Genomic DNA, 11,714 nt, shown 5'->3' with positions numbered 1-11,714 from the left:
GACTTCGAAACGCCCGCCGATAGGCTACAGAAGGTGTTGCGATGACCGGTTGAACCCACCGCCCCATTTCAGTCGTTGGCACCACCGCAGCCCATTCCCGAAAGCTGCCAGTCAGCTAAGGCCGTAAGAATGGCTAGTATGGGGTGGTATTCGGACTGGCGGCTGGCGGATAGGAGACGACTTGGGAGAGATCGCCGAACCTTGTCGCTCCCAAAGCTGGGCAGATTGAATGCTAACGACCTTCCGAGGCATGCAATGCGGTTCGATGCTATAGGCTGAGGCTCCCAAAGCGATTCCATGAACGCTTGGATTTCGGCTCAGCAATTTCGTCAAACATGTCGAGCAGATCGACCGAATAATCGGCGTGCTCAAGAAACTGGCGCTTGCTGAATTCGTTCGTGAGTTGCGGCTTGCGACCCAAAAAGAATAGCTTGTCCCTCGAATAAATCTGTACAATCTCGTTGATCTGATCGACCATCCAGGGCGCAGCTCGAAGAGACGCACAATTCCGGCCTTTTCGCATCACCATCGGCGTGCAAACATAGATGCATAGATTTGGTGTCAACGGTATTAGCGCGCGCCCACGCACTGACGGCAGGCTGCTGGACAACCAATCCAGATAACCGTCTCCACAAATGAACCTCTTCCAGTCGGAATGCAGCACGACGAAGAACCGATTTGTCATGGCCCCATTTTGGCAGGCCCTTTTCGCTAGCAAGTAGCTTTGACGCACATTCGCTTTCCCCGCGTCGTCGCTCACGGGCAGACCAAAATGGGATGGGAAGGAAGCGTTCTTGAACCGGTTGGATGGGCTTCGGATCAAAAGCGAGTAAATCAGAAGAAGGAGGTCGCGGCTGTACTGATCGTTGATGTGGTGAATTTTGCAGAGATCAGCGAGCGTCCTGTCTCTCTTCAAACCGAGTCGCAGTAGTGCAACGAACTCTAAGAGAGTATTACCGAGTGGTTTTAGTTGCCTAAGATAGGCGATGATATTGTGAACTTGATTGTCGATATCAAACTCGCGCTCGAAATTTGTCTCCCAAACGCCTCCGCGAAGCATCGTATGACCATGAATTTTGTAGCCAATCTGGCGATTCGCACTTTTCTTGTGCCCAACTCTTCCGTCAGGGTCAATCCACCAAACATCGCCATTCCTGTCAGACCAATAGCTTTGAAGGCCGACTGGCCACCAATGGTGATTTTTTGATCGACTACCCCCAGCCACATCAATGTCCAACGCAAGTAAGGCATTTAAGCATGGCAGGTAACGGACTTCCGCCGCAATAGTCTTAGGATTGGCGGCGGTTTGGAGATAGTGAGAGGCAATCTTGACCGCAAGCGGCCGTTCCGCTACGCGCCCCCATGTCAGCCGTTGGACGCCCTCGTTCAAAACCCCAGTAACTGCCAGTCCGAACTGACCATACCTCGGCCCGCCCCCGTTGCCGATGCCACGAGTTGCGTGGAAGGCTACCCCGCGATATCGACGGTCTCGTATTTCTTTGCAATCTCGGCCGTCGTCTTTTCGATGCCGGGGTAAATAGTAGACGAGCGGATGTTCAGCTTTTCTAGCTGTTCGAGAATCTCGATCTTGTTCGTAATTCTGATCCGCTCGATTTGCAATTCGCTTAGCCCGGTCTCCGGTAGGATGGCTTCCTTGCCGAACAGCAGGAAAGCGCCGGATTGCGAGATGATGCGTTCATTGGTGTTGCGACCGCGGACGAACACGATCTGATCCAGGTCGGCGGGCACGATCTTACCCTCAAAGTATGGCTTCTCGCGCTTAATGAAGTGGAGCAACTTCTTGGCCAACTCGCGCTTGTTAAACTCGTCGCGATCCAACTTGGTGTCGAGGCCGTTCTTCTCGTCCTCGGACAGCCAAGCCAAGTTGGCAATACAGCTAACGGTGTCAGAGTCGAAGAAGCGAACCTTGCTGGCCGGCGTCCGCATGACGATGACCTCACCTTCCTGATCAGTGTTCTTCGAACAGGCAAAGTAAAGCGCCACCAGCGGGTTTGACGACACGTCGAGCAGTCGTGTTGGCAAACCGTAGTGCTGCATGCGGACCAACTTATCGAGCATGTACTCGTCACTTGCGAAATCATTCGCCTGAGCAGTCAGCACTTCCCGAACCAGCTTGGCTTCATGCTGCAGATGCGTGAAGTCCCCTTTTGCGTTGGTCCGGAAGAGGGACGGTTCGAGTTTGTAAGTAACCTTGGAATGGCCTCGATAAAAGACCTCTTCCTCCGAGCCGGCCGGCGTCGAAAGGACCAGTTCAATGTAGCTTTGAACGGTTGACAGTGGATTGGGTGATGGCGGTGAATCCGGGATCACACCAGGAGCCGGGACTGCTGCCAAAGGAGGTGCCGGCGCGAAGGCGACGACCTGCTGCAGCGGCAAGCTCGCCAACACATCCTCTATGTTTCCATCTTTAACGGCCCAGTGGGTCCTGCTGAGCTCCCACCGGCCTAGATTCAGAGCCGCGATAACCGAGCCTTGTTCGACAACGGGCATGCGATTGTAATCGCGATCGATCCGGAACGAATATCGAATGTCCCTGCCAACTATCGTGGTTTCCAAGATCTGTCCGAGGCGGAAGGTGACGTACTCCTCCCCCTCCTCGCGCTTCAGTTCGCTCATGAATATGGTTGGCAGTGTCGTTAAGAATGCTAACCTGCTTTCGGTTACCGGCTGTAAGCGCTCTCGGATACCATCATCTGTATACTCGAGAAATCGGGAGATAGAGAACTCGGCTACCCCAGTTTGGCCAGGGCCGATCGCCCAAGCATTGTCGTCATACGCCATCAGAAGATTGAACATGTCGCGGCTCTCCGCCCAAACCACGACTGCGCCTCAAAAATACCGTCGCACGTGTTAGGGGCTCGCTGGCTTCACCCAAGACAGCCATCAGCACATTTCCAGTGTTGTGAGCAAGCGGCTTTCGAAGGATACGCGGAAGTTGTTGGTAGTCGAGGCAATCCTCGGTGCGAGTGCACCGATAGTCGGCAGCGTTGAAGGAATTGAGTGCCGCCCGAATAGGTCGGCCAGCGACACAAGCTTCGCTATGGCGCACGGATGTCAACTTCAGGATATCAACGCTTTGCCGTGAAAGACCGCAATGGGTCGGAAGCGGCCCGGTAACATTGCGCCCCATTTGCAGCCGTTCGCAGGACTATTTTGCACCCTTTTTGCGACGCGAACGACGATCTCAAAGGCGCGGAACGGACGTTGATGACGGATCGTATGACCGGCAGTTTTGCAGAGAAGGCCGAGAAGGCTCGATTCTCTGTCGAGCCCCTAGAATTTCTCGAACACGTTCTGCAAGAGCGTCTCGATGTGCGCTGCGGACTTGTTCACAGACACTTTCAAGCTGTTGGGATGACCGCAGCCATTGCGAAGGTCGAGGCAACCCTTCAACTGAGTTTTCACGTTCCTTCCAATGATTGACAGCGCTTCTATCCGATCGAGGAAGTCGCTCTCGCCCATTTTGCCTAGGTCATCTTGAGAGACTGCAGGCCGCCACTTGCCGTTAACGCGAGATGCCTCCGAATTAAAATCGGCGAGCCGGTTCTGGTGCACATGCTTTTGCAGAATGTCCACGGCTCCGAGCCACGACATAACGATAGCCGAGCGATACAACTGAGCTTCGTGGCACTTGATTGCCTCTTCGACAAAGTTGCGCGTCTGTTCATCTCTGATGTCGGCAAGATATTTACGAAGATCAATTGCCACCTGCATTGCTGCTGGGCTGATAGTGGCAACCCCTAAGTCACGCAGGTGCATCTTGCCTGCATCCGTCAATTCCCAGCCGTTCGTGCGGATGGCCTTGCCTTTGGAAGCGCCAAGGATAGCTGAAACATTCCACCTCCGCATGGCACGAAGGCCCGCGGCCTCAGCTAACTCGATAATCTTGGACACAGCGACAGGCTCGTCCTGTGTCGCGAGGACGAGCAGGACTTTATCGAGCCGACCTAGGTCTTTGTGCAACCAGCTTTTAAGCTCATCTGATTTCAGCAAATCACCCCCTCAATCTGCTGTCTGTCCTGATCCGCCTAATGCGGCCTACTTCACTTTGGCAGGCAGTTCATGCTCCACCAAGTTCTCGCCCAAGGACGTCAGCCTAATGTCTTGACTGATTGAGGTATCGAGGAAGCCATGGGTGCCAGCCTGCTGAAGCGTGTTCTTTAGATCAGCGGGCACAGGCCATGAGAGGGTTTTAAAGAATGTGAATACCCCTTCGACGGTCACTTTCTCAAGCTCGATGACATGACGCAGATAATAGACAGCGACAACACTCTTTTGAATGACGTTACTAGGCGATTTTTCGCCACCGAACTGTACCGCCGACTGCTTGCCCGAAGGGCTGAGATTGAGGGATTTATCCATGGAAATGATGGATTTCGACTTCCTTGAGGATTTTCCATTGGAAGCAGATTTCGTCTTGGGCGCTGCCAAAGGCGCCGCAGCCGGTTGTGCGGGCGCATGGTTAGCAGTTCCCACAGGCGTATTCTGAACCGGAGCGCCGTACTTCGCCTGCGCCCACCCGAGCACCCTTGAGCGCTCGTCAGGCGCGAGACCACTAAGCGCAGTATCAATCGCTTGTAGCGCTTCAATCTCGCTCATTTAATACCCTCTGTGTTGGCAACACTGTATCCCGTATATTCATCTTTATAGATTTACAAGTTTCGATCAAAGGATCCAACCTTGCCCTGTAAGCTAGAACTCTCACCCGCATTACCCTATCGTGATGAAGCAATCTTTGTGGCTCCAGGTGATCAGGTGACGCAATTTTCTCCGGTCTGTTGGCCGAATTGCCTCAACCGGTAGGCTTGCGAATAACGACCGGATGGTTTCAAGGTGAACTGGCGTTGGGCGACTCAATACTGCCGACTCGGGGCGGAAGCGGCCCTTGTTGGTGACAGAGCGCCAATGGCCGAAATGGGTGCGGTAGCGGTACGGCAGCTAATCGACAGCTAAGTCCAAGAACTGACGGTCCGCAAACGGCCCCAGAGAAGACAGTCCAAAACAGCACCAAGACTGCGCGGTGGTGTCGACCTCCTGCCAGCCTCGCCGGCAACGTGCGTCGTCCATACGCCGCGCTCAACGCGATGTTATGCTCAGTCGTTCGAGGAAGCTGGTTGCGGCCTCGATACCGCGGTCCATCGCTATGGCGGTGCCCAACTCCGCCGCGCGTGCCCGCATGGCGGCCGCGTCCAGCGCCGCCAGCGCTTTTGCAAGCCGGCCAGCGCTGAGCGTGCTCCGGTCGAGTGGGGCGGGCCCAGCGCCAAGCGCCGCTACCCGCCTGCCCCAGAAGGGCTGGTCGCCGAAGAAAAGGACGATCTGCGTGGGCAGCCCTGCACGAAGGCTGGCCGCGGTCGTTCCGGCTCCCCCGTGATGGACGGCCGCACTTGTCCGTGGCAGCAACCGATCGTGCGGCGCGCTGGTCAGGAAGAACGCGCGGGCGCTCGCATCCACTTTACCGATCGCACCGCCCCCGCCGGCCATCAGGCCACGTTTCCCGGTCATTTCGAGGGCCTCCAGGATCATGCCCGCCATCGCCGCACGGTCGATCCCCGGTACGCTCCCAAAGCCGAAATAGACAGGCGGGGGTCCAGCCTTCAGAAAAGACTCCAGTGCCGCGTCCGGCTGCCAATCGGGGCTATCAAGGAACCAATATCCGGTGACCAGGGCCTCCGGACTCCAGTCGCTCGGCTTCGGGAGCACTGCGGGGCTATAGGCGTAGAGCGTACCTGCCGCCGGCTTGCGAACAGTCTTTTGAGGCAAGCCGAGAGTGGTGGCGCGCCACGCCTTCAGATCCTTGGCGAACAGCAGCCGTGCGCCATGGATGGCAAGGGCGTGGCTCATTTTGTTGAATGGCCCGAGCGACGCGAACGGCAGCATCGGACTCGGGAACGCGTCGGTCGGCGTGAATCCCGGAATGGGGGAAGCAAGAACATGCGGCACACCGAGCGCCGCAGCCATGTCTGGGGAGCCGAACGATTTCGGATGGTAGACCAGCACGTCAGGCTGGAAGCTGCGGACGGCCCGCCACTCCTCTTCGAGAAGCCTCATCATGAGGGGGCGCCAATGCTTGAGAAGCTTGAAGCCGGCGCTGAATCCCTTGCCGCCGGCAATGGCGGCCTTTCCCTCCGGCGTGTCCAGCAGCGCCAGGAATTCGCCTGGGAGGCCCGCGAACGGAATACCGTGCTCGGCGGCCATGCCGGCGAACTGGACGGGAGCGGCCAGCTGGACCTCATGTCCACGCGCCATCATGCCCATAGCCAACGCAATGTACGGCTGGACGTCCCCGCGTGTGCCGAGGGTTTCAATGGCGAAGCGCATCGATCCTCAGTACACCGTGCCCAAGCGAATGTCCGCTCGTAAAGATGCTGTCCCTGAACCTGCCGGTCACGATGCACCGCCCGTTCCTCATCGCTGTTGCCGTGTTCATGCCTGCGACCGCGGCTATGCGACGGATCCTGTGATCATTATCCGCTACGACTTTGGCGACACGGTCACGGATGACTATTGCGCACCGGTCGAAGGAGAGCCTGGGGCGAAGCGGAAATTTCTCGGTGGCAATGAGCTAGACCGCCTCGTTTCCAGACCGGTTGCGCCGAGCAAGCTTAAGCAGTCCCTCCGCTCGAAAGCCTCCCTCTTCCAGCCGATATTTCAATGCTGCCGGACCTTTGGTAGTATTGGCCCGCACTAAAGTGCCGCCGGACTTATCCGGCGAGAGGGAGGAACATATGGACATCACGCTCAAAGGCGCAGCCTTGGCTGCGTTTACTGTCGCATTGACCGGCACCGCCCTGGCCCAGTCGGGCAGCGTCGATCAGGCCGTTGGGGGCTACAGCTTCAGCGAAGCCGCCGAGGAAGCGGAAGACACGAAAGACTTCCACTCCAATGATGGCGTACTGACCTTCGCGATCGTGACCCATACCGCCGGCAACGGCTTCTTCGATCCGGTCTATGTCGGCGCAACCGTCGCCGGCAACATGATCGGCGCCAACGTATTGCTGCTGGGTTCAGAGTCGCCGACCGACGACCCGGCCCGAGAGATCGAGATCCTCAACCAGATCATCAACGATCCGACCATCGACGGCATCATCATGACGACGCCGCAGGTCGGGGCCTATGACGACATCGTTCGGACGGCCCAACAGAACGGGATACCCGTAGCCACAACCAACTCCTACGACCCTAATCTTCTCGATCGCAACAGCATCAGCCATACCGGACAGGACGCTTCCGCTGCCGCCATCGCCGGCGAGGCGCTGGTCCAGTGCCTCATCGACCGCGGCGTCGAGTCCGGCTCGATCATCCTGCCCAACGACACCGCGATGGGGAATATCGAGGTCAACAACCGCGTCACCGCGGCATTCAACGCCATCGTCGCCAAGTTGCAGGAGAACGGCATGCTGGAGAACTTCCAGATCGATGCCGGCCCGGAGAATGTCGGTGTCTCGGCCGACATGAACGATCCGGCAAACTCCATCATCTCGCTGATCGAGTCGCGCGGTGACGTCGTCGGCGCCTTTGCGGGCAACAACGTCTTCACGCCAGCGCTCGCGAGCGCCGTCGAGCAGACGGGCAATACTGATACTATGTGTGCCTACGGCTTCGATCTGGGTCCGGCCCAGCAGGATGCCCTGCGCGCCGGCAATTTGACGGGGGCGCTGGGCCAACAGCCTTTCCTGCAAGGCTTCTGGCCGGTGATGCAGCTCTACCTGCAGATCGACCGCGGCATTTCGGCGGCCAATCTCGACACCAGGGCGCAGCTCGTGACGCAAGAGAATGTCGGCGAGATCGGCGCACGCTTCGAAAACTAGCCGAGGACAACAAAGGCACGGGCGGGGGGCAGAATTCCCCCTGCCGAGCGGAGCGCTGTTCACACCATGACCGACGTCGCGTCGAAGCCCAAGGGCCGCATGCCACTCGACCTGATCGGCGGCTGGGAGGTCGGCCTCGTCTCGCTGATGGTGGTTCTCTATATCGGTGGGGCCGTCCTCAACCCGGCCTTCTTCGGCACCACCGATGCACTGCAGGCGCTGCTGCGCGATTCCGCGCGCTTTGGCGTGATGGCCGTGGGCATGACTTTCGTCATCGCCAACAAGGATCTCGACCTGTCGATCGGCTCGACGCTCGGCGTCATCGGCGTCGTCTTTTCCTATATTTTCGATCCTGCTCACTACAACATGGCCGTCGTTCCGGCGATCCTGGCATGCCTGGCGCTGGGCACAGTGATCGGGCTCATCAACGGCGTGCTGGTCACCTTCCTCAGGGTGCCCGCATTCATTGCAACGCTCACCATTTTGTTCATCGGCCGCGGCGTTATCCTCGGCCTCACCGGGGGACGCTCGATCCTCTTTGCGCTCAAGGCCCGCGAGCCCGAATATCGTTGGTTCTTCCAGATCGGCGAATACAACGCCCTCGGCTTCAACAACCAGATCATCATAGCACTATTGGTGGTCACGGTCGGCGCGCTGGTGCTGGCCAAGACCCGCTGGGGTTACGAAACTCTGGCCACCGGCGGCAACCAGCAGGCAGCCGCCTATGCGGGCATTCCCACCAATTGGGTGCGCATCCGCGCCTATGTGACGTCGTCGCTCTGCGCGACCCTCGCCGGCCTGATGACCGTCGCCCAGGACAAGGGCATTACTTCGGCCGCCGGGCTCCTGACCGAACTCATCGTCATTGCATCGGTCATCATTGGCGGCGCTTCGATCCTCGGCGGGCGCGGCCGGGTGATCGGCAGCTATCTCGGTGCCATGCTCACCGCGCTCCTCCACAAGGTGCTGCGCGAGGGCGTGCCGATCGTGCGTACGGTCGAGATCAACGGTCAACCCGTCGAGGTGCGAGCGACATCGACCCTCCCGGCGGGCGCCATCCCGGCATTCATCGGTGCATTGCTGATCGTTGCGGTGCTGATCGAACCCTATGTCATCCGCCGCAAGCTGCCGCAGCGGCTGTGGGCGCGGCTGACGGGCGGGGTACCGCCGAGATCCCTGGAGATCGACAGCGTCGCCATCGAGGGCGCGCAGACGCGCGGCACCGTCGCCACCGACCGGGCGCTGTCGGCACGCGGCATCGGCCGGTTCTTTGCCCGGCGCGACGCGTTGGCGATCACGCTCTGGATCGTCCTCTGGTTCATTGGCTTGGCGCTGCGCCCCGACTACTGGGCGGGGCTGCCCAACACCTTCGCCATCCTGCTCAACTATACCGAGCTGGCGCTACTCACACTGGGGCTGACCTATGTGATCGCCTGCGCAGATATCGATCTCTCGGTCGGCTCGGTGCTGGCGCTCTCCGGGGGCGTCGCAGCCTATTGCCTCAAAGTGCTGGGGCTCGACCCGGCGGCGGCCGTGGCCCTTGGCCTCCTCGCGGGAACGGCGGCCGGCGCGGTCAACGCGCTGGTGACTGTCGGCCTCGGCTTGCCTGCGTTCATCGCCACGCTCGGCATGTTCTACATCGCCCGGGGACTTGCCGCGTGGCTCGTTGCCGGCCAGCAGCTCACCGGATGGACCGAACAGTTCAACCTGATCGGGCGCAAAGTCGGCGATATCCTCAACTACTTCTCCATACCGGTGGCTCCCGGGCTGGCCGGCCGCATCCTCAACGTCGTCAGCGTGCAGACGCTCTGGATGCTTTTTGTGGCGACTATCGTCGGCGTCGTGCTTGCCTTCACGGTCTTTGGACAGAAGGTCTATGCCACGGGCGGCAACCGGCGGGCGGCCGCCTATGCCGGCATCGATACCAACCGGGTGCGCATCACGGCGCTGATCCTCTCGGGGTTCTGCGCGGCGATGGCCGGGGTCATCAATGTCGCCTATTTCCGCAGCTTCAATCCCGTCGCCGGCCAATTCCGCGAGCTCGACGCCATCGCCTCGGTCATCATCGGCGGCGGATCGATCTTCGGCGGGTTCGGCACCATACTCGGCGCATTGGCCGGGGCGGCCGTCATCACCCTCGTCCGCGCGCTCCTGCAGCTCAACATCATCACCGAAGCCGGCTCGTTCAGCCTGCCGCAGCACTGGGTCAACGCCTTCATCGGCAGCATCCTCATCGGCGCCGTGCTCATCGACATCTGGGTCCGTCAGGAGGGCATCATCGGACGGATCCGCGACGCCCTTCTCAAACGACGAAAACCGGACCGGAGATCCCGCGATGCCTGACACACCTACCGAGGCCCCGCCGATCATCGACATGCGCGGCATCAGCAAGTCGTTCGGTGCGGTCAACGCGCTGATCGACGTCGACTTGCACTTGCGGCCCGGCGAAGTCCTCGGCCTTGTCGGCGACAATTCGGCCGGCAAGTCGACGCTGGTCAAGATCCTGACGGGCGCCTACCACCGCGATGCCGGCGAGGTCTTCATCGATGGCATCCCGACCCATTTCCGCAGTCCGCACGAAAGCCGGGATGTGGGGATCGAGATGATCTACCAGGACTTTGCCCTTTGCGGAAATCTCGATGTCGGGCAGAACATCTTCCTCGGGCGCTGGCCGCGCCGCGGGATCTTCGTTGACCGCAGGAAGATGTATGCCGACGCGGGCGAGGTGCTGACCCGGCTCAAGGTCGACGTCAACTCCGTCTATCAGAAGGTCGAAAGCCTCTCGGGCGGCCGGCAGCAGTCCGTCGCCATCGCGCGCGCGATCTCGTTCGAGCCCAAGGTGATCATCCTAGACGAACCCACGGCCAACCTTTCCGTGATGGCCACCGAACGGTTGCTCGAGACCATGCTGGAGTTGAAGGCCCAGGGCGTCGCCCAGATCATCATCTCGCACCGGCTCACCGACATCTTCCAGGTCGGTGACCGGGTCATGGTGCTCAAGCGCGGCGAGAATGTCGGCGATCGCTATGTCAAGCACACCAACGAGCACGAAGTGCTCGAGCTGATCGTCACCGGCACGCGGCAAACGGCGCTGACGGCCGACGAGGCGCTGGCGGGTCAACGGCGCTGATGCCGGCAAGCAGCCGATCTACGCGTCCTGGGCCAGTCCGGTGGATAGCGGCGCGCCGCTATCCACCAGGGTCTGCCCCAGCCCGACCGTGTTGAGAAACGCGGTGAGCTGAGGAGCTGCGGACAGATCGAACTTGGGCGTCAGGAGCACGAGCGCCAGAAGCAGGTAGCCCGCGCGCAAGACACGGCGGCGGTTGGAACGGCGTATGTACATATCGCTACTTACGCTCAGCGGCCGTTCCTGTCGTAGCGGACGCGACCATTCAGGCCCACCGAGGGAATGTCGGCGCGGGTGAGGCCGATATCGGTGAGCATCGCGTCGCTGAGCTGGTAGAGTTGCTCGTGAGTCTTGCGGATGGCGCGCTTTTCGCGCCAGGTGTCGAGAACGTTGAACATGTTGATCTCCATCAAAAGGATGGGTGCATCTACTGCCTGCACGAGGCTGGTGCCCCACCCGTTTGGGCGGGCATTCGCGACAAACCGAAAAATCCGCTACGCGCGTAGAGCGACGCGGAGAGAAAGCTGCCGGATCAGGTGAGGTTCTGCAGATCGAGCGGCGCCGGCGACGACACTGGCGGAGCGGGTGTCGATGCTGACTTGCCCATGCCCCGGCTTAGAGCATTTCACGTTCCGATTGGATCGGAACGTGAGCTCTAAGTTTGAATTGCCGTGTTTTCGAACCGCAAAAGTGGTGACCACTTTTGCTGAAAACGCTCTAGGTCGTAGTGACAATTTAATCGACCTAGGGATTCCCCT

11 protein-coding genes are annotated in these 11,714 nt (G+C 59.6%); 4 read left to right on the top strand and 7 right to left on the bottom strand.

The annotated features are described in order from the left end of the window. Positions 1-268 precede the first annotated feature (268 nt). The 5 genes from QQK18_RS26655 to QQK18_RS26635 all read right to left on the bottom strand — a co-directional run bounded on the left by QQK18_RS26655 (position 269) and on the right by QQK18_RS26635 (position 6,339). Positions 269-1,390: a hypothetical protein gene (locus QQK18_RS26655; protein ID WP_284343459.1), complete on the bottom strand. Its 1,122-nt coding sequence runs from the start codon at positions 1,388-1,390 to the stop codon at positions 269-271. Positions 1,391-1,467: 77 nt separating this feature from the next. Next, the gene (locus QQK18_RS26650; RefSeq protein WP_284343458.1) at positions 1,468-2,817 is read right to left on the bottom strand and encodes an FRG domain-containing protein; all 1,350 of its coding nucleotides are present in this window, start codon (positions 2,815-2,817) and stop codon (positions 1,468-1,470) included. A gap of 477 nt (positions 2,818-3,294) precedes the next feature. Further along, complete coding sequence (locus tag QQK18_RS26645; RefSeq protein ID WP_284343457.1) at positions 3,295-4,014, bottom strand: hypothetical protein; 720 nt, start codon at positions 4,012-4,014, stop codon at positions 3,295-3,297. 45 nt (positions 4,015-4,059) lie between these two features. Then, entirely contained in the window at positions 4,060-4,620 is a 561-nt protein-coding gene (locus tag QQK18_RS26640) for a hypothetical protein (RefSeq protein ID WP_284343456.1), read from the bottom strand. Positions 4,621-5,097: 477 nt separating this feature from the next. After that, positions 5,098-6,339, bottom strand: coding sequence for a glycosyltransferase (locus QQK18_RS26635; RefSeq protein ID WP_284343455.1), 1,242 nt, complete (start codon positions 6,337-6,339; stop codon positions 5,098-5,100). On the opposite strand from QQK18_RS26635, the gene QQK18_RS26630 reads away from it, so the two are divergent. The 4 genes from QQK18_RS26630 to QQK18_RS26615 all read left to right on the top strand — a co-directional run bounded on the left by QQK18_RS26630 (position 6,326) and on the right by QQK18_RS26615 (position 10,959). Then, positions 6,326-6,709, top strand: a complete 384-nt coding sequence (locus tag QQK18_RS26630; RefSeq protein WP_284343454.1) for a hypothetical protein — start codon at positions 6,326-6,328, stop codon at positions 6,707-6,709. The two genes, QQK18_RS26635 and QQK18_RS26630, sit on opposite strands and share 14 nt — an antisense overlap. A 37-nt stretch (positions 6,710-6,746) precedes the next feature. Next, positions 6,747-7,829, top strand: a complete 1,083-nt coding sequence (locus QQK18_RS26625) for a substrate-binding domain-containing protein (protein ID WP_284343453.1) — start codon at positions 6,747-6,749, stop codon at positions 7,827-7,829. Between the two features lie 66 nt (positions 7,830-7,895). After that, complete coding sequence (locus QQK18_RS26620) at positions 7,896-10,172, top strand: ABC transporter permease (protein ID WP_284343452.1); 2,277 nt, start codon at positions 7,896-7,898, stop codon at positions 10,170-10,172. After that, the gene (locus QQK18_RS26615; protein WP_284343451.1) at positions 10,165-10,959 is read left to right on the top strand and encodes an ATP-binding cassette domain-containing protein; all 795 of its coding nucleotides are present in this window, start codon (positions 10,165-10,167) and stop codon (positions 10,957-10,959) included. The genes QQK18_RS26620 and QQK18_RS26615 overlap by 8 nt, the downstream gene beginning before the upstream one ends. A gap of 18 nt (positions 10,960-10,977) precedes the next feature. On the opposite strand, the gene QQK18_RS26610 is transcribed toward QQK18_RS26615, so the two are convergent. After that, positions 10,978-11,172 (bottom strand): hypothetical protein, encoded by a 195-nt coding sequence (locus QQK18_RS26610; protein ID WP_284343450.1) that lies wholly within the window; start codon positions 11,170-11,172, stop codon positions 10,978-10,980. Between the two features lie 14 nt (positions 11,173-11,186). Then, positions 11,187-11,354 carry a DUF1127 domain-containing protein gene (locus QQK18_RS26605; protein WP_284343449.1) on the bottom strand — a complete coding sequence of 56 codons (168 nt, stop codon included), beginning with the start codon at positions 11,352-11,354 and terminating at the stop codon, positions 11,187-11,189. Positions 11,355-11,714: the final 360 nt, after the last annotated feature.

Origin of the sequence: Devosia nitrariae, assembly GCF_030160115.1 — a bacterium.
Taxonomy (GTDB): domain Bacteria; phylum Pseudomonadota; class Alphaproteobacteria; order Rhizobiales; family Devosiaceae; genus Devosia; species Devosia nitrariae.
This window is presented reverse-complemented; position numbering and strand designations above follow the sequence as displayed.